The 18,988-nt window shown below is 74.9% G+C and carries 12 protein-coding genes and 1 tRNA gene; 8 read left to right on the top strand and 5 right to left on the bottom strand.

What is annotated here, in order from left to right:
* Positions 1–45: 45 nt before the first annotated feature.
* The gene (locus MT994_RS15700; RefSeq protein ID WP_354807005.1) at positions 46–1,113 is read right to left on the bottom strand and encodes a hypothetical protein; all 1,068 of its coding nucleotides are present in this window, start codon (positions 1,111–1,113) and stop codon (positions 46–48) included.
* 772 nt (positions 1,114–1,885) lie between these two features.
* Between MT994_RS15700 and MT994_RS15695 the strand changes: the two genes are divergently transcribed.
* On the top strand, positions 1,886–5,923 hold the full coding sequence (locus MT994_RS15695) for a hypothetical protein (protein WP_354807004.1): 4,038 nt from the start codon (positions 1,886–1,888) through the stop codon (positions 5,921–5,923).
* 24 nt (positions 5,924–5,947) lie between these two features.
* Complete coding sequence (locus MT994_RS15690; RefSeq protein ID WP_354807002.1) at positions 5,948–6,220, top strand: hypothetical protein; 273 nt, start codon at positions 5,948–5,950, stop codon at positions 6,218–6,220.
* 29 nt (positions 6,221–6,249) lie between these two features.
* Here the strand turns inward: MT994_RS15690 and mscL are convergent, their stop codons facing one another.
* The 3 genes from mscL to MT994_RS15675 all read right to left on the bottom strand — a co-directional run bounded on the left by mscL (position 6,250) and on the right by MT994_RS15675 (position 8,075).
* Positions 6,250–6,723: a large conductance mechanosensitive channel protein MscL gene (gene mscL / locus MT994_RS15685; protein ID WP_194521170.1), complete on the bottom strand. Its 474-nt coding sequence runs from the start codon at positions 6,721–6,723 to the stop codon at positions 6,250–6,252.
* A gap of 130 nt (positions 6,724–6,853) precedes the next feature.
* Positions 6,854–7,582, bottom strand: a complete 729-nt coding sequence (locus MT994_RS15680) for an SAF domain-containing protein (RefSeq protein ID WP_354807000.1) — start codon at positions 7,580–7,582, stop codon at positions 6,854–6,856.
* A gap of 184 nt (positions 7,583–7,766) precedes the next feature.
* Positions 7,767–8,075, bottom strand: coding sequence for an FmdB family zinc ribbon protein (locus tag MT994_RS15675; protein WP_194521168.1), 309 nt, complete (start codon positions 8,073–8,075; stop codon positions 7,767–7,769).
* Positions 8,076–8,373: 298 nt separating this feature from the next.
* Between MT994_RS15675 and MT994_RS15670 the strand changes: the two genes are divergently transcribed.
* Positions 8,374–10,908: a penicillin acylase family protein gene (locus tag MT994_RS15670; RefSeq protein ID WP_354807077.1), complete on the top strand. Its 2,535-nt coding sequence runs from the start codon at positions 8,374–8,376 to the stop codon at positions 10,906–10,908.
* 72 nt (positions 10,909–10,980) lie between these two features.
* On the opposite strand, the gene MT994_RS15665 is transcribed toward MT994_RS15670, so the two are convergent.
* The gene (locus MT994_RS15665; protein WP_034654285.1) at positions 10,981–11,613 is read right to left on the bottom strand and encodes a 5-formyltetrahydrofolate cyclo-ligase; all 633 of its coding nucleotides are present in this window, start codon (positions 11,611–11,613) and stop codon (positions 10,981–10,983) included.
* Between the two features lie 180 nt (positions 11,614–11,793).
* On the opposite strand from MT994_RS15665, the gene MT994_RS15660 reads away from it, so the two are divergent.
* From MT994_RS15660 to MT994_RS15640, 5 genes are all read left to right on the top strand, one after another.
* Positions 11,794–14,034 carry an NTP transferase domain-containing protein gene (locus MT994_RS15660; protein ID WP_085387420.1) on the top strand — a complete coding sequence of 747 codons (2,241 nt, stop codon included), beginning with the start codon at positions 11,794–11,796 and terminating at the stop codon, positions 14,032–14,034.
* 74 nt (positions 14,035–14,108) lie between these two features.
* The gene (locus tag MT994_RS15655) at positions 14,109–16,565 is read left to right on the top strand and encodes a N,N'-diacetylchitobiose phosphorylase (RefSeq protein ID WP_354806998.1); all 2,457 of its coding nucleotides are present in this window, start codon (positions 14,109–14,111) and stop codon (positions 16,563–16,565) included.
* 167 nt (positions 16,566–16,732) lie between these two features.
* Positions 16,733–17,383 carry a GNAT family protein gene (locus tag MT994_RS15650; protein ID WP_021479886.1) on the top strand — a complete coding sequence of 217 codons (651 nt, stop codon included), beginning with the start codon at positions 16,733–16,735 and terminating at the stop codon, positions 17,381–17,383.
* 61 nt (positions 17,384–17,444) lie between these two features.
* A complete protein-coding gene (locus MT994_RS15645; RefSeq protein ID WP_163188101.1) occupies positions 17,445–18,671 on the top strand; it encodes a hypothetical protein in 1,227 nt (408 codons plus the stop codon).
* Between the two features lie 64 nt (positions 18,672–18,735).
* A tRNA-Ala gene (locus tag MT994_RS15640) sits at positions 18,736–18,808 on the top strand.
* Positions 18,809–18,988: the final 180 nt, after the last annotated feature.

Raw genomic sequence — 18,988 nt, 5'->3', positions numbered from 1 at the left:
CGGGGCTCTCTCGCGCGGGGACGCGCTCGGGTCGCCCGTGTCCGGCTAGGCCGACGCGGGCGTCGGGGCGGGCGCGCTGCCGGGCGTCGACGGCGTCGGCGCGGTCCCGGTGCTCCCGTCGCCGGTGCCGGTCTCCGCCTCGGACTCGGTACCGCCGCCGGTGCCCCCGGCGCCTCCGGCCCCCTCGCCCGGGCCCGGCGAGGGCGTCGGGGCGGGTTCCACCGGCGTCGTCGGGTCGGGGGTGGGGTCCACGGTCGGCTCCGGGGTGGGCGTGGGCGTGGTGGACGGCTCGTCGGACGGCGTCGTCGACGGCGAGGGGCTCGGGCCCGGGGTCGGGACGGTCGACGGGTCCTGCGAGGGACCGCTGGGCACCGGCGTCGCCGGGTCCTCGGTGCTCGGGGTCCGCTGGTGGCTGATCGTCGTCCCCGACCCCTCGACGCCGCGGACGGCGTCCGCGAGGGGCTTGCCGAGGACGAGCTCGACGACGAGGACCACGCCCATCACGGCGACGAACAGCGCGAGCGCCGTCACGGTGAGCACGCGGCCGCGCCCGTACCGGTCGATCAGCCGCAGCCAGCGGTTCTGGCCACCCTCGGAGTCGTCCGCCCCGTCCGCCTCGGCCGCCTCGCCGTCGGCCCCTGCCGAGCCGACGGCGGTGGCCACCGCCGTCTCGACGGTGTCCGCCCGCGCGTCGGGCTCGACGGCACCGCGGGGCACCGACGCGACCGCCGTGGTGGTGCGGGTACGGGTGGTGCCCGTGCCCGCGGTGGCCTGCACGACCTTGCCGACGACGGGCACGAGCTGCTCGCGCGTCTTCTGGATCGAGCGCGTGTAGACGTAGTTCGCGACGACGGTCAGCGCGCTGGCGATGCCGGCGCCGATGATCGTCCCGGCGGTCCCGAAGTAGGACAGGAGCACGGTGGTGCTCACCGCGGCGAGCGCGCTCGCGATGACCTGGGTGAGCGAGAGGCGGGCGGGGGCCTCGCGCTCCTTCTCGGGTGCCGGCTCCGCGGTGGCGCGTCCCGCGGTGGGCCCGGCGTCGGGGCCGGGCTCGTCGCGCGGGACGCGCGGGGCGTCGCGGTCGAGGCGGGGGTTCTCGGAGGGCGTGGTCACGTGGTGCTGGTTTCCGGTCGTCGGCGGGCTGGTCCGCCCGCCGCCACCGGCCGTGACGGCCGCGCGCCAGGGACCGGCGTCGGGCCACGGGCGTCCTTCCACGGTAGGACGTCCGTGTGGACCTCGCTCACGGGGGCCGTGCCCGGCCCTCAGAGGAACCGGGAAGATCCTGTGACGCCGCCGGTCAGGTCGTCGGACGCCGCACCCGCCGGGTCGCAGGGCGCTCCTGCGTGCCGCACGGCGGGGGAGGGCCGTATCCTGCCGAGGGTCGTCGTGACCGTGCGGTGGCCATCCGGCAGGGCGTGATGTGATCCGCGCCACACGCCGAGACGGCGCCCCGGCAGCCCGGGATCCGCGGAATGCCGCGCCTCCTCGTGGACGCCCGTCCAGGTCGTTCTCAGGCGTTTGTGCGGCTCGCCCGGTGGTCGTGCGTCCAGCGCCCCGGGCCGTGTTGACGCCTGGGCTGCGCGCCGTGCAAGATAGTTCTCGACAGCGCGCATCGCCTGCCCCCTGCGCGGTGCGCGCTGTTTCACACTTCTCCGGGAGAACATCTCGGAATTGCCCGGAAACGACGGCCTCGGAACACGAATTCTCGTGATCCGGGGCCGTTCGTCGTTCTCGCGGCGGCCCGCGCCCGGGTGTGGTCGCGGCCCGGCGCCGTGTGGCGCAGCGGGTCGCGACCTCCCCGGCGCGCCGCGTCGAGCGGCGGGAGGCGGACGGTTAGCGTCGGAGGGTGAATGCCGCAGCCCGCACCAGCTCAGCCGCCCGGAGCGTGGCCGATCCTGCTCGGCTGCCCTCGACCCCTCCCGGCGGGACCGACCGGCCCGACGCCGAGGCCGCCGACGTGACGTCGTCGCGCCCCGTGCTCGTGCCCGAGCCCACGACGTCCGACCTCGTCGACGAGGCGGTCGCCCGCTGGCGCGCCGGGCTCGTCGAGCTCGCCGGAGGGTCGTCGCTCGCCGACGTCTCCCTCCTCGGCGACGCCGTCGTCGACCTCACCGCCGCGCACCCCTCCGGCGTCGCCCAGCTCTTCGCGGGGCGGCCGACCCGGTTGTCCAACCTCTTCCGGGAGGGCGGCTCCCTGCCCGCCGCCCGCCGACGGGCGCGCGCCGTCGTCGTGCGGGCCGCCGAGCACGCGCAGCGCTACGGCGTCGCCCCGACGTACCTCGCGATCGGCGTGGCGACCTGGACCCAGAGCCCGACGGCGCCCCTCGCCGAGGACGACGTCGCGGCGCTCGCCCGCGTCGCCGGCCGCCCGCCCACGGTGGTGCCCGCCGACGGCGACGCGAGCGGCCCGACGGACGTCGAGCCCGCGGCGTCGGCACCCGACGCCGCCGACGCGCTGCTCACGCGCCCCGGCGACCCGTCCGACGGCGTGCCGGGCCCCGAGGAGGAGCCCGCGCCCCGGACGGTGCGCGCGCCCGTCCTGCTGCGCCCGCTCACCGTCACGCCCCGGGGCGACGGCGAGACGGACTACGAGCTCACGCTCGAGCCCACCGCCGAGATCAACCCGCTCCTCGCGCGCACGCTCCGGGCGCACGGCGCGCTCCTCGACCCCGTGACGCTGGCACGGTCCACGTTCACCGGCGCGGGCTTCGACCCGGGCGACGCGACCCGGCGGATCGCGGCCCTCGGGCAGGCGGTCCTCGACGACTTCGACCTCACCCACCGGGTCCTCGTCGGGACGTTCGTGCACCCGGGCCAGGTGCTGGTCGACGACCTCGACGAGCTCGCGCCCGCGCTCGAGCGGCACGAGGTCGTCGCGGCGCTCGCCGGGGACGAGCGGTCCGCCGCCGCGCTGCGGGCCGACCTCCCGGCACCGCGCGTCGGCGACGCCGACCCCGTGCTCGAGCGCGGCGCGGGCGACCTCGACCCGTCCCAGCGGCACGTCGTCGACGTCCTCGCGAGCGGCTCGCACCTGTTCGTCGACGCCCCCACCGGGTCCGACGTCGCGGGCACGCTCGCCGCCGTCGTCGCCGAGGCCGCGGCGTCGGGACGCCACGTCCTCTACGTGCCCGGCCACCGCCGCGCCGCGGACGCGCTCCTGGCCCGCCTCGACGCGCTGGGCCTCGACGGGCTCGCGCTCGACGTCGCCCCGGAGCCGACGTGGCGCGAGACCGCCTCCCACCGGCTGCTCGCCGCGATGGCGACCGAGCCGGAGCCGGTCGAGGACGACGACCTCGTGCGCACGCGCGACGCCCTGCTCGGTGCACGCGCCCGGCTCGCGGGGTACATCGAGGCGCTGCACCTCGTGCGCGACCCGTGGGGCGTGTCGGCGTACGACGCGCTCCAGGCCCTCGCGCGGCTCACCGCCGAGCGTCCGGCGCCGGACACGCGGGTGCGGCTCACGACCGAGGTCGTGCTCGCCGTCGGGCCGCAGCGCGAGCGGGTCGCCGCCGAGCTGCGCGAGGCCGCGATGCTCGGTGCCTTCACCGCCCGCGCGACGTCGACCCCCTGGTACGGCGCGGCGCTCACCACGCCGCAGGAGGCGCACGACGCCCTCGTGCGCGTGGAGCGGCTGCGCGCCCACACGCTGCCGCAGCTGCGCGCGCAGGTCGAGCAGGTCGCGGAGCGTACCGGGCTCACGACCGCGACGACGCTCCGCCAGTGGGGCGACCAGCTCACCATGCTCGGCGGGATGCGGGGCACGCTCGACGTGTTCCAGCCGCTCATCTTCGAGCGCACCGCGCAGGACATGGTGGAGGCGACCGCGTCGAAGCAGTGGCGCGAGCAGCACGGGATCGAGATGGGATGGTTCGCGCGTCGCCGGCTGCGTCGTCAGGCGCGCGACATGGTGCGGCCGGGCGTCCGCGTGCCCGACCTGCACGCCGCGCTCGTCGAGGTGCAGGCGCAGCGCGCCGTCTGGCAGGAGCAGTGCCCCCGTGGCGGCTGGCCCGTGCTGCCCGAAGGGCTGTCGGCCATCGAGGACACGCACGAGGCCGTCCGCATCGACGCCGAGGAGCTGGAGCCGGTGCTCGCGGGCACGCCCGCGGGCGGCGGGCTGCTCGACATGCCGCTCGACGCGCTCGCCGCCCGCCTCGACGCGCTCGCGGAGGACGCCGCCGCGCTCGACGCGCTCCCGGCGCGGACCGCGATCCAGCACCGGCTCACCGACCTCGGCCTCGGCGAGCTCCTCACCGACCTCGCGGCACGCCGCGTCGAGGCGGACGAGGTGGGCCCCGAGCTGGAGCTCGCCTGGTGGAGCTCGGTGTTCGAGCAGATCCTCGCGCAGGACCAGGCGCTCGCCGGGCAGGACGGCGCGGGCCTCGACGCGCTCGCGCGCCGGTTCCGCGAGCTCGACCGCGCGCACGTCGCGTCCCTCGCGGCGCCCGTCCGGGCGGCGGTCCGCGACCACCTCGGGACCGCGATGCGCGAGCACCGCGACGAGGCGGAGGCCCTCTTCACCGAGCTGCTCGAGGGCCGGCTCGTGAGCCTGCGCGAGACGGCGGAGCAGCACCCCGCCGTGCTACGCCGGCTGCGCCCCGTGCTCGTCGCCACCCCGACGCTCGTCCCGCACCTCGTGCCGGCGACCCGCACCGTCGACCTCGTGGTGCTCGACGCGATCGAGCACACGCCCGTCGAGCTCGTGCTGTCGGCGCTCGCGCGCGGGCGCCAGGTCGTCGCCGTCGGCGACCCGCGGGCGGCGTCCACGGACACCGTCCGCGAGCTCGCCGAGCTCCTGCCCACCGTCGCGCTGCTCGCCGACGGCTCGCGACGCGACCCGTTCGTCACCACGTTCCTCGCCGAGCACGGCTACGCGGGCGTCCTGCGCCCGTCGCCGCTGCCGCGCGCGGAGGTCCTCGTCCAGCTCGACGTCGTCGACGGCGCCGGGATGCCCGACACGGCGTCCGGCGCGGTCGAGAGCACGCAGGCCGAGGTCGACCGCGTCGTCGAGGTCGCGATCGAGCACGCGCTCACCCGGCCGGACGAGTCCCTCGCGATCGTCACCGTCACGCCCCTGCACGCCGACCGCATCCGCGACGCGCTCCTCGTCGAGGTCCGGCAGAACCCGGCGCTCGCCGGGTTCTTCTCCGGCGCCCGCGCGGAGCCGGTCGTCGTCGCGGACGTCTCCGGCGTCGCCGGGCTCGTGCGCGACACGATCGTGCTGTCCGTCGGCTTCGGGAAGACCCCGCACGGCCGCGTGCTGCACCGGTTCGGCATCCTCAACACCCCGGGCGCCGAGGCCATGCTGCTCGACGCCGTCGGGGCGACGCGCCGGCGTCTCCACGTCGTCTCGTGCTTCACGGCGGGCGACCTCGACCCCGAGCGACTGCGCGGCGCGGGTGCCCGGCTGCTCGCCGAGGTGCTCGACCTGGCCGAGCAGCGCAGCGGCGCCGCCGACCAGGTCACGCTGGGCAACGGCGTCGACCTCGGCGGCAGCCCCGACCGGCTCGTGCTGGACCTCGCCGAGCGGCTCTGGCGCGCGGGGCTCGTCGTCGAGACCGACTACGGCATCGGCGACGGCGACCGCATCCCGCTCGTCGTCGGCCACCCGGACCTGCCCGGCGAGCTCCTCGTCGCCGTGCTCACCGACGACGCGGCCTACGTCGCCGAGCGCAGCGTCCGCGTGCGCGACCGGCAGGTCGCCGAGCGGCTCGAGCGCATCGGCTGGACGGTCGCGCAGGTCTGGTCCGCCGCCGCGTTCCTCGACCCCGCCAAGGAGGCCGAGCGCATCCGGCGGGTCGTGCAGGCCGTGCGCGACGCGCGGCTCCCGGAGACGGGCGGCGTCGCGCAGACGGGCGGGGGCGACCGGATCGTCGTCGTGCCGGTGATCGACGACGACGAGCAGCACGGCGACGAGGACCTGTAGCCCGCCGGTGGGACCATGGGACGCGTGAGCACGACCGCCGACCCGAGCCCCGACCCGCGGAACCTGCCCGACGACGCGCGCGACCGTCCCGAGCCCGAGCCGGAGCCCGAGACCGGGCGCCGTCGGCGTCCGCGGCGGGCCGTGCGGCGGGGGACCGAGAGCACGGTGGTGCCCGGCACGAGCGCCGACGAGCGGGCCGAGGGCTGGGGCGACGAGTCAGCCCCCCGGCGCGGCGCGCCGGGCGAGAACGACGACCGCCTGCTGGGCGACGTGCCGCCCCACTACGGGCGCCACTGACGGCTCGCCGGGCGACCGGCTGAGCGGCGTCAGAGGTGCTGCGGGGGCGTCGGCCCGCCGGGCGCCGCGCCGGGGCCGCTGCCGGCCTGGGCGGCGAGGAGGTCGCGGATCTCCTGGAGCACGCGCACGTCCTCGGCCGGTGCCTCGGGCTCGGGCTCCTCGTCCTTCTTGCGTCGCTCCGCGAGCTTGTTCATCGGCAGGACGATGACGAAGTAGAGGGCGACGGCGATGATGAGGAACTGGAGGATCGCGTTGAGGACCCCGCCGACGGAGATGACCGAGGGCGGGATGTCCTTCGCCGCGTCTCCCGCGCGCAGCGTGATGTCCCACAGGCCCGTGAGGTCGGGCTTGCCGAAGATCGCCCCGATGAGGGGGTTGATGAAGTCCTCGACGATCGCCGTGACGACGCCGGAGAACGCCGCCCCGATGACGACGCCGACCGCCAGGTCGATCGCGTTGCCGCGGAGCACGAACTCCTTGAACCCTTGGAACACGCCCTTCATGTGCTGCTTCCCTCTCCTGTCGACGGGCACGCGTGGCGGCGGCGCCACCAGACGTGCACGCGCGATCCTGCCAACGGGCGCGGCGAGCGGCAACGGCTTCGCCCGGCGGGTCGGCGGTCTCGTGGTGTCGTCACGGGACCAGGACGGCCGTGACGGGGGCGTGCCCGGTCCGCGCCGCCAGCCGGACGGCCTCCTCGGGGCGCACCGCGACGAGCGTCACGACGTCGGAGCCCGACCCGCCGCTGCCGAGCAGGCCGCCGCCGTCGTCGGGCTCGGGCGCCGGCACGACGACCGCGGCGCGGGCCAGGTACGGGTCGCCCGGGGGAGCGGCCTCCGTCTGCGCGGAGTGCGTGGGCCCCGGGGCGAGGGCGGGGTCGCCCGCGGCCAGCAGGTCGACGCGGTCGCCCGGCCCGAGGAGCGCGGCGACTCCCGGGTCGAGCCGGACGGGCGCGACCACGGTCCCGTCGGGCGCCCCGGCGGCGAGCTCTCCTCCGGCGACGAGGCCGTCCTGGAGGAGCGTGCCCTCCGGCAGGGCGACGGTCGCGCGGCGTCCGACGACGTCGTCGGCCCGGACTGGTGCCCCGGCGGGCAGGAGGGAGGCCGGGACGTGGTCCACCCGCACGTCGGGTGCCGCGAGCGTGGTGCCGGGCGGCACCGCGCGGGCCGTCACGACGGCGGGAGCCGTCGGCGGAGGCGGGGGCCGCAGCGCACCGACGACGACCGACGCGGCGAGCCCGCAGCACAACGCGGCGACCACGAACCGGGACCGCCACCACAGGCCGTGCAGCAGCCGCCGCCGGGCGGCGGCGGCGCGGCCGGGGTGGGCTGACGGGCCGGGCGGGCGGGAGGAGCGAGGCATGGCGCGAAGGTAGCCGCGCGCGGCGAGCCGGTGGCCGCGGTGCGCGGCGGTCTGTGGACGACGCGGCGTGCGGCCCGCGCACCGTGAGCCGGCCGACCCGCTGTGGTCGGTCGCGCACCGGTGCGGCGCCGACGCCGGAGCCGGGGCGCGTCAGGGGCGAGAGACCCGGCGGCGCCGCGTCAGGTCAGGACGACGCGGCAGAGCTGCTCGACGCGCCGCCCGAGCTCGTGCCGCCTGACGAGGACGACCCCGCCGACGACGACGAGGACGACGCGCTGGACGTCGAGGCGGCGGGCGCCGTCGACGTCTTCCCGCCGGACCGCGAGTCCGTGCGGTAGAAGCCGGAGCCCTTGAACGTCACGCCCACGGAGGAGAACACCTTGCGCAGGCGGCCCGAGCACTCGGGGCACACCGTGAGGGCGTCGTCGCTGAACGACTGGTGGATGTCGAAGGCGTGACCGCAGGCGGTGCAGGTGTAGGCGTAGGTGGGCACGGGTTCTCCTCGTTCACGAGACGGCCGTCGAGGCGGCCACCGGCGGGTCGGGATCGGGACGGTCTCGGCCTGGTCGACGGTGTCAACACCGCCTGGCACTCGAAACTTCCGAGTGCTAATCATACGCGGACCGGCGCCCGGGCAGGGCCGGGGTAGTCTCGCATCCGTGTCTGCGCACGAACCCGCCGAGGCCCCCGCCGGTGACCCCGCCACCGGTGCCGACCCCGCGACCCCGGGCGAGGCCGCGGCCCCGCCGCGGCGCCATCGCCGGTCCACGCGCCGGCGCGTCCTGATCGGCGTGGCGGCGCTGCTCGTCGTCGCGCTCGTCGCGGGTGCCGCGTTCGTCGTGGTCACCGTCCGGCGCCCGCTCCCGCAGGCGTCCGGCGAGATCTCCGTGCCCGGCCTCGGCAGCGAGGTGACCGTGCTGCGCGACGCCCAGGGCGTGCCGCAGATCTACGCCGACACCCCCGAGGACCTCTTCCGCGCCCAGGGCTACGTCCAGGCGCAGGACCGCTTCTTCGAGATGGACTACCGCCGGCACGTCACGTCGGGGCGGCTCGCCGAGCTCGTCGGCGACAACCCGGACGCCATCGCCGCCGACACCGTGACGCGCACGTTCGGCTGGCGCCAGGTCGCGGAGGAGGAGTGGGACGTCGTCTCCCCGGAGACGAAGGCGTACCTCCAGGCGTACGCGGAGGGCGTGAACGCCTACCTGGAGGACCGCAGCCCGTCGGAGATCGCGCTCGAGTACACGGTGCTGGGGCTGCAGGTCGACGTCGCCGAGCCCGAGCCCTGGGACCCGGTCGACTCGCTCGCGTGGCTCAAGGCGATGGCCTGGGACCTGCGCGGCAACTACGACGACGAGCTCGACCGCGCGCTGGCCTACGGCACGCTCCAGGACACGGCGCGCGTCGCGGAGCTGTTCCCCGCCTACCCGTCCGAGCTCAACGCGCCGATCCTCGACCCCGGCGAGCTCGAGAACACGCAGGAGGTCGCCCTCGACCTGGGCCCGCAGGCCCGCGCCGAGTACGGCTCCGACCACCTCCAGGCCGCGCTCGAGGCCGCGGACCGCGCGCTCGGCGCCGTCCCCGTGCTCATCGGGCGCGGCGAGGGCACCGGCTCGAACTCGTGGGTCGTCTCCGGCGAGCACACGGCGTCGGGCAAGCCGATCCTCGCGAACGACCCGCACCTCGCCCTCGGGGCGCCCGGCATCTGGGCGCAGGTGGGGCTGCACTGCAACGAGGTCTCCCCGGCGTGCGGGTTCGACGTCGCGGGCTTCTCGTTCGCCGGCTTCCCCGGCGTGGTCATCGGGCACAACGCCCAGCTCGCCTGGGGCCTGACGAACATGGGCGCCGACGTCACCGACTTCTTCGTCGAGCGCGTGCGCGACGACACGTACCTGCGCGGCGACGAGTGGGTCCCGCTGGAGACCCGCACCGAGACGCTGCGCGTCGCCGGGGGCGACGACATCGAGATCGAGGTCCGCTCGACGCTCCACGGGCCGATCGTCTCCGAGGCGATCCCGGCGACGGACGCGGCCGTCGACACGCCCGCGCTGGACACGCGGCTGGGGGAGTACGCCGTCGCGCTCCAGTGGACCGCGCTCGAGCCGGGCCGCACCGCCGACGCCGTCTTCGCGTTCAACCTCGCGCAGGACGCCGAGGACATGCAGGCGGCCGCCGCGCTCTTCGAGGTGCCGGCCCAGAACATCGTCTTCGCGACCGCGGACGGCCACATCGGCTACCAGGCGCCCGGGAAGATCCCCGTGCGCCAGGCGGTCCCCGACGCCGAGGTGCCCTCCGACGGCACGTGGCCGCGCGACGGCTCCGACGAGCGCTACGACTGGCAGGGCTACGTCCCCAGCGAGGAGATGCCGCGCGTCGTGGACCCGGCCGAGGGCTTCATCGTGGCCGCCAACCAGGCCGTGCTGCCGGACGGCGTCGCGCCGTTCCTCACGACCGACTGGGACTACGGGTACCGCTCGCAGCGCATCCGCCAGCTCCTGGAGGCCGAGATCTCGGCCGGGCGCACCGTGGACGTCGACACGATGAACGAGGTCCAGGTCGACGACCGCAGCCCGTACGCCGAGGTGCTCGTGCAGCCCCTGCTCGAACAGGAGATCGACGACGACTTCGCGGCCGAGGGCCAGCAGCTCCTCGCGGACTGGGACTACCGGACCGACACCGACTCCGCCGCGGCGGCGTACTTCGCGGCCGTGTGGCGGAACCTGCTCCAGCTCACGTTCTGGGACGACCTGCCCGAGTCGGCGCGCCCGGGTGGCGGCAGCCGCTGGCTCGCCGTCGTGCAGAACCTCCTGGAGAACCCGACCGACCCGTTCTGGGACGACCGCCAGACCGTCAGCGTCGTCGAGACGCGCGACGAGGTGCTCACGCAGGCGCTCGTCTCCGCGCGCCTCGACCTCACCGTCGAGCAGAGCAAGCAGCCGTCGGACTGGGCCTGGGGCAAGATCCACGTGCTCGCCCTCAAGCACCCCGTGCTGGGCGGCGAGTCGATCCCGGGACCGGTGCGGGACTACGTCAACCCCACCCCGGTCGGCATGCCGGGTGGCTCGTCGATCGTCAACGCGACCGCGTGGGACGCCGCGTCCGGGTCGTTCGACGTGACGGCCGGGCCGTCGATGCGCATGGTCGTCGACCTCGGCGACCTCGACCGCTCGACGTGGGTGACCGTCACGGGCACCTCCGGGCACCCGGCGTCGAAGCACTACGCGGACCAGCTGAAGACGTGGTCCCGCGGGGAGACGTACGCGTGGCCGTTCTCCACCGAGGCGGTCGCCGAGGCGAGCAAGGACGAGCTCACCCTCGTGCCGTAGCGGAGCCGCCGGCGCGTCCGCCCCGTGCGCGGGCGCGGTGGCGGACGGCGCGGGAGCGGACGGCGCGGCCTGCTACGGCAGCCAGCGCCAGCCGAGGGGCGTCGCGACGGCGTCGACCGTGCGGTCGTGCGGCTCGACCGGCAGCGGTCGGTCGCTCGCGTCGTAGACCTCCTCCGGGAACACGACGGCCACGACCTTGGTGCCGGGGCGCACGTGCTCGAGCGCGCGGTCGTACCACCCGCCGCCCTGGCCGAGCCGGACGCCGCGCGAGTCGACGGCGAGCGCGGGCGCGACGACGACGTCGGCCTCGGCGATCGCTTCCGGACCCAGGGTCGGGGTGCCGGGCTCGGGCGGCCGCCCGGGCGCGCGGACCTGCAGGTCGGCGGGGCCGTCGTAGACGGCCCAGTCCCGCTGGAGCCCCGCGCCGAGCACGGGGAGCAGCAGGCGGACGCCGCGCGCGGCGAGGCGCTCGAGCATCGCCGACGTGCCGGGTTCACCCGGGCGCGCGGCGTAGGTCGCGACGCACGTGGCGGCGGCGACCTCGGGGATGGTCTCGACGACGTCGGCGATGGCGGCGTCCGCTTCCTTGCGGAGCCGCTCCGACCGCGCCTGACGGTGGGTGCGGATGGCCTTGCGGAGGATCTCCTTCGCGTCCTCGGCTTCGATGCTTCCGTGCAGGGGGTATGGCTGGACCGGGCCACTCATGTCCCTATTGTCACCCGGCGCGCGCGTCCGCGCCGACGCCGCGCGGGTGACCTTCGGCCCCGGAGGCCCGGAGCGGGTTCCGCGGACGCGTCCGGGGTGCCTATGATCGGAGGGAGCCAGTAGTTCGGACTCCTGACAAATGGGTCGCCGTCCGACAGAGGTGCCGACAGTGAGGACGCCATGACCGCGACGACCGCGAACCCCACCGAGACCACCCCACGAGGGGGCGCCCACCCGAGGACCGGTCGTGCCGCCGTCGTGCTCGCCGCGGGCCACGACGACGCGTCGCGCGAGCTCTTGTCGCGGCCCCTGGGTGACGCGACGGTCGTCGAGCTGGCGGTCGCGAACGTCCGCCGCGTCGTCGACGCGGGCCGCATCGTCGTGGTCGTGTCGCCCGACGACCCGACCGTGCGCGAGCTGCTCGGCGAGGACGTCGTCTACGTGGAGCAGGAGTCGCCGCTCGGCACGGGCGACGCGGTCCTCGCGGCGCGCGAGGCGATCGCGTCGGTGCTCGGGCCGGGCGTCGACGAGCCGGTCCTCGTCGCCTACGCGGACACGCCGCTGCTGCGCTCCGAGTCGCTGCTCGGGCTGCTGACGCGCCACACCCTCACGGGCGCGGACCTGTCGCTGCTCTCCGCCGTCGTGGACGACCCGGACGGCTACGGGCGCGTCGTCCGCGCCGGGGGCGAGATCACGGCGATCCTCGAGTCGTCCGAGGTCGCGGACGCCGCGCCCGAGCCGCGCACCGAGATCAACGTGGGTGCGTACGTCGCGGCGCCCCGCCTGCTGTTCGGCGAGCTGGAGCGCATGGCGGCCGACGGCGAGCACCGGCTCACCGAGCTCGCGCGCCGCGTCATCGGGGCGGGCAAGCGCATCTCGTCGTACCGCATCGTCGACGTGGACGAGGTCCGCGGCATCAACACCCCGGACGAGCTCGCCCAGGCGGCGGACATCGTCCTCAAGCGCTTGTTCGTGCCGAAGAAGAACACGGACACGAAGATCGTGTTCGGCACCGGCGGCTGGCGCGCGGTCATCGGCGAGGGCTACACGCTCGCCAACGTGCGCCGGCTGTGCCAGGCCATCGCGAACGAGACGATCCGCCGCGGGCTGGACGGGAAGGGCGTCGTGATCGGCGGCGACCGCCGCTTCCTCTCGCGCGAGTCGGCCATCGCCGCGGCCGAGGTCTTCGCGGGCAACAACATCGCGGTGACCCTCCTGCCCGACGACGTGCCGACCCCGCTCGTGACCTTCGCCGCGCCCTACCTCGGGGCGGCCTACGGCATCATCGTCACCTCGAGCCACAACCCGCCCGAGTGGAACGGCATGAAGGTGTTCCGCCAGGACGGCTCGCTCCCGCTCGACGACGAGACGGACCGCTACCAGGACGAGGCGAACGCGCTGTCGGTCGACGACGTCATCACGCTCGACATCGACGTGGCCCGCCGCACGGGCGTCGTCGTCGACCGGTCGCTCACGGACCCGTACGTCGACGCGATCGAGCGGATCATCGACGTCGAGGCCGTGCGCGGCTCGGACCTGCAGGTCGTCGTGGACCCGATGTACGGCACGAGCCAGCTCACGCTCGGCACCATCCTGTCCGACATGCGCGTGCGGTCGGAGTTCATCCACGCGGCGCACAACCCGCTGTTCGGGGGCGTCGCGCCGGCACCGGACCTCCAGCGCCTCAGCACGCTCGTGACGATGATCCAGCAGGGCGGCGGCCGCTACGACCTCGGCATGGCGACGGACGGCGACTCGGACCGTATCGGGATCGTCGACGAGACGGGCGAGTACATCTCGACGAACGACCTGCTCCTCCTCCTGTACTGGTACCTGCACGAGGTCCGCGGGGAGAAGGGCGGCGTGGTGCGCAACCTCGCGACGACGCACCTGCTCGACCGGCTCGCGGCGCACTTCGGCGAGGAGTCGCGCGAGGTCAGGGTCGGGTTCAAGCACGTCACCGCGGGCATGGCGGAGATCGGCGCCGTGCTCGGCGGCGAGTCGTCCGGTGGCCTGACGATCCGCGGCTGGATCCTCGGCAAGGACGGCATCTTCGCGTGCGCCCTCGTGGCCGAGATGCTGGCGCGCACGGGCAAGCGGATCTCCGAGCTGCGCGCGATGCTCTACGAGATCACCGGCCGCCTGTACACGCTCGAGGCGGGCGTGCCGGCCACCCCGGAGATGCGCGTCGAGGTGCCGCGCCGGCTCGAGGCGCAGCCCCTCACGCACGTCGGGCCGTACCCGGTCGTCTCGGTCTCCCACCTGGACGGCACCAAGATCCTCCTCGAGAACGACAACTGGGCGCTCCTGCGGTTCTCCGGGACCGAGCCCGTCCTGCGCATGTTCGTCGAGGCGGACACCCCCGAGAAGGCCGCCGAGCTCCTCGAGTGGCTGCAGGGGTTCGTCACCGCCGGCGTCTGACGCCCGCGCCCCCACCCGGCACCCCCGCCGCACCCAGCCCCCAGCCCCACCCCAGGACAGGAACCAGAGCAACGATGCGCTACGGCCACTTCGACACCGCGCACGACGAGTACGTCGTCGAGCGCCCCGACGTCCCCGTCTCGTGGACGAACTACCTCGGCACCCGGGACATGTGCACGGTCCTGTCGCACCACGGCGGCGGGTACTCGTACTACAAGAGCTCGCAGTACGGGCGCATCTCGCGCTTCCGCCAGAACGGGGTGCCGCTCGACCGCCCCGGTCACTACGTCTACCTGCGCGACGACGCGGACGGCGACTACTGGTCGGTGTCCTGGCAGCCGGTCGGCAAGCCGTTCGTCGGGCCGGACGAGGAGCTCGACCCGGCCGGCGGCGCGGGGCGCTGGACCACGCGCCACGGCCTGAGCTACACGACCTTCCGCTCCGAGTACAAGGGCATCGACGCCGAGCAGACGGTCTTCATCCCGCTCGACGACGACGTCGAGCTGTGGGACGTGCGCGTCACCAACACGACGGACGAGGTGCGCGAGCTCACCGTCGGGTCGTACGTGGAGTTCTCGTTCCACACGATCACGATCGACAACCAGAACCTGCAGATGTCGCTCTACGCGTCCGGCTCCTCGTACGAGGACGGGATCATCGAGTACGACTTCTACTACGAGCCCTGGACGTACCACTACTTCGCGTCGAGCGAGACGCCGTCGTCGTACGACTCGCTGCGCGACAGCTTCATCGGCCCGTACCGCACCGAGAGCAACCCGCTCGCGATCGAGCGGGGCGAGGGCTCGAACACGAGCGCGACGACGCAGAACCACTGCGGCGCGCTGCTGCACAAGGTGACGCTCGCGCCGGGCGAGACCAAGCGCCTCGTCTTCATGCTCGGCTACGGCTCGCGCGACGCGGCCGGGCGCGCGATCCAGGCGAAGTACTCGGACGTCGCGGCCGTCGACCACGAGCGCGAGCGGCTGCGCGACTACTGGCGCGCCAAGCAGGACAAGCTGCGCATCCGCACGCCCCACGAGGGCATGAACACGATGATCAACGCGTGGACGCTGCTCCAGGCGGAGACGTGCGTCGTGTGGTCGCGGTTCGCGTCGTTCGTCGAGGTGGGCGGGCGCGCCGGGCTCGGCTACCGGGACACGGCGCAGGACGTCATGAGCGTCATCCACTCGAACCCGACGAAGACGCGGCAGCGCATCGTCGAGCTCCTGCGGGCCCAGACCGAGGCCGGCTACGGCCTGCACCTGTTCGACCCCAAGGCGTTCGACCCCGACGCGGAGAAGCTGCCCGACGTCCCGTCGCCGACGATCGTCCCGACGGTCGACCCGAAGGACCTCATCCACGGCCTCGAGGACACGTGCTCCGACGACCACCTGTGGCTCGTGCCGTCGGTCGTGGAGTACGTCAAGGAGACGGGCGACCGCGCGTTCCTCGACCTGGAGATCCCGTTCGCCGAGGGCACGCCCGCGACCGTCTACGACCACCTCGTCCGCGCGCTCGAGTTCTCCGCCGAGCAGGTGGGCCAGAACGGCGTCGCGCTCGGCCTGCGCGCCGACTGGAACGACTGCCTCAACCTCGGCGGCGGCGAGACGTCGCTCGTGACCTTCCTCCACGCGTGGGCGATCGGCGCGTTCCTCGAGGTCGCGGAGCCGCTCGCGGCGGCGGGCGACGAGCGCGCCGAGGCGGACGTCGTCCGGTTCACGGCGGAGCGCGAGCGCATCGCGAAGGTCGCGGACGCGCAGCTCTGGGACGGGCGCTGGTGGATCCGCGGCTACACGCGCGACGGCGTGAAGATCGGCTCGGCGCAGAACGACGAGGGCAAGATCTTCCTCGAGCACCAGGCCTGGCCCGTCATCGCGGGCATCACGAGCCAGGAGCGCGGCGAGGCGTCGATGGACGCGGTGCGCGAGCTCCTCGGTTCCGAGTACGGCAACCACCTCAACTGGCCGGCGTTCACGAAGGTCGACGACACGGTCGGCTTCGTGACGCGCGTGTACCCGGGCATCAAGGAGAACGCCGCGATCTTCTCCCACCCGAACGCGTGGCCGATCATCGCCGAGGCGATGCTGGGCCGCGGCGACGAGGCGGTGCAGTTCTACGACGCGATCCTGCCGTACCACCAGAACGACAACATCGAGGTCCGCGGGGCGGAGCCCTACGCGTACGTCCAGTTCCTCTACGGCCGCGACCACGAGTGGTTCGGCAAGGCGCAGAACCCGTGGCTCACGGGCACGGCCGGCTGGATGTACACCGCCGTGACCAAGTACGTGCTCGGCGTCCGCCTCGCGCTCGACGGCCTGGTCGTCGACCCGTCGATCCCGAAGGACTGGGACGGGTTCGAGGTGCGTCGCGAGTGGCGCGGCGCCGTCTACGACATCGAGGTCCGCAACCCGGACCACGTGTCGAAGGGCGTGCGCTCGGTGACGGTCGACGGCGTCGAGCACGACCCGGCGACCCCGATCCCGGCGCTGCCCGCGGGCACGGAGGCGAAGGTCGTCGTCACGCTGGGCTGAGGACGGGGCTGAGCAGGGGTCTGAGCACGGGGACACCACCGGGTGCCCGCGTCACCGGTCGGTGGCGCGCGGGCGCCCGGTGGTGTCACCCTGTGCACCGAGGGCCGGGCGCACCGCCGGTCCTCGTCGCCAAGCCCACCGACAGGCCGAGGACGGTACACCGCCGCATGACCCACAAGATCGCGCGCGGCTGGACCGTCGCCAAGCCGTGGCCCGTGACGCTGCGGGACGACACCCTGGGCGGGTCCGTGGTCCTGCGTCCGCTGCGGCGCCGGGACGCGAACGCGTGGATGCGGCTGCGCGCGCGCAACGCGGACTGGCTGGAGCGGTGGGAGGGCACGTCGCCGCGCCCCGGCACGCCGGGCGGGCCCCCGACGTTCGCGGAGTACGTCCGGGTCCTGTCGGCCCAGGCGCGCGCCGGGTCCTCGCTGCCGTTCGCCGTCGAGCTGGACGGCGAGCTCGTCGGCCAGCTCACCGTGTCGTCCATCACGTACGGGTCGCTGTGCGGTGCAAGCATCGGCTACTGGGTGAGCGAGCACGTCGCGGGCCGTGGCGTCATCCCGACCGCCGTCGCGATGGCCACGGACTACTGCTTCACGATCCTCGGCCTGCACCGGATCGAGATCAACATCCGCCCGGAGAACGGCCCGAGCCTGCGCGTCGTGGAGAAGCTGGGGCTGCGCGACGAGGGGGTCCGCGAGCGGTACCTGCACATCCAGGGGGAGTGGCGCGACCACCGGACGTTCGCCGTCACGAGCGAGGAGGTCCCGGACGGCCTCCTCGCGCGCTGGCAGGCGACACGCCGCGAGAGCATCTGAGCCGCCCGACACGCCGGGGCGCGTGCGGAGCGTGGCCGCGGGCCTCGCCTACGGTCGTGATGTGGAATCGGCCTCGGGGATCGTCGCGCTCGCGGTGTTCCTGCTGTGGGTCGGCTTCTACGTCCCGCACCGGGTGCGTCACCGGCAGCAGCTGCTGGACGCGCGCACGGACGACCGCTTCTCCGGCTCCCTGCGCGTCCTGGCCGTCGCCGGCCCGGGCGGCGGGGGGTTCGACCGCTGGGACGCCCGGCTCGACGGCGTCACGACCGTCGCGGCGATCGCCTCCGGTCCCGCCGGAGCCGGAGGGCGCCCCCTGCTCGGGGCAGCCGGGACGCAGAGCCGGTCCGAGGGCCGGACGCACGACGAGGAGGGAACGCACGCCATGGGGAGCACCGTCAGCGCGTCACCCTCGCGCGGGGCACCGCCGCGCCGTCAGCCGGCCTCCGAGCAGTCCCGCCTCGAGCTCCTCGAGCGGCGCGCCGCCGCGGCGCGCCGTCGTCTCGCGCTCACGGTCGTGCTGCTCCTCGCGACCGTCGGGGTGTGGGTCGTCGTCGCGCTCGGGCTCGTCCCGTGGTGGGCGGGCGTGGTCCCGACGGCGTTCCTCGGCCTCGTGCTCGTGCTCGGCCGCCGTGCGGTGCTCGCCGCCCAGCGGTCCGACGCCGCGTGGCTGGCCGAGCGTCGTGCCGCGGCCCGCGCGGCTCGCGGCGCAGTGCTCGGCGCACCGCCCGCCCCCCGGGGCGCGCGCCCGCGCGTCACGGGTCGCGCCGTCCACGGCTCGCAGGTGAGCACGCAGATGATCCCGCGCGTCACGCCGCAGGACCTCGCGCGGGCGAACGCCGCGGCCTCCGCGGACGCCGGCGCGCCGGCCACGACGGGCGCGTCGTCCCGCGAGCGGGCCACCGCGTCCGGTCCGGCCGAGGGCCCCGCGTCCGAGGAGCCCGCCCCAGCGGCCGACGAGCCGACCACCGTTCGCGAGACGACCCCGGTCGTCGAGGTCGAGGTCGTCGACGCCGAGCGCGTCCCGACGGGCCGCGCGTGGGACCCGGTGCCCGTGCCCCCGCCGACGTACACCATGAAGCCCACGGCCCCCCGCCGCGAGCCCGCCCCGCTCACGGACGACGACGTCGTCTCGCCCACGGTGTCGGCCCGCGTCGAGCCGGTGGTGGCCGCCGACGCCCGGTCCGGCGCCCCGACCCCGGCCGTGGGCGACGAGCGCAAGCCGTCCACGGAGACGCTCGGCCTGGACCTCAACGAGATCCTGGCGCGCCGTCGGGCGGCAGGGCAGTAGACCCCCTGAGGGCGGCCGGTTTGCGAGACCCCGCCCTCGGGGTGCTAATCTGTTCCTCGCTTGAGGGGCTATGGCGCAGTTGGTAGCGCGTCTCGTTCGCAATGAGAAGGTCGGGGGTTCGAATCCCCCTAGCTCCACCGGAGAGACCCTCGCCAGACCAGGTCGACGACCTGAGACGGCGAGGGTCTCGTCTTTTTCCCGGAGCCTCCTGCCTCGATCGCGGCCCTCGCGCTGCCGCCGACGTCGAGTGGACCTCGCGGCGCGCGAGGGAGGCGGGCGCGGTGGCCGCCGCGCCGCCGGTGCGCGCCGCACCTATC

Source organism: Cellulosimicrobium sp. MI9406, assembly GCF_040595865.1.
GTDB classification, from domain to species: domain Bacteria; phylum Actinomycetota; class Actinomycetes; order Actinomycetales; family Cellulomonadaceae; genus Cellulosimicrobium; species Cellulosimicrobium funkei.
The sequence above is the reverse complement of the archived record's forward strand: the minus strand, read 5'-3'. Positions and strand labels throughout refer to the sequence as shown.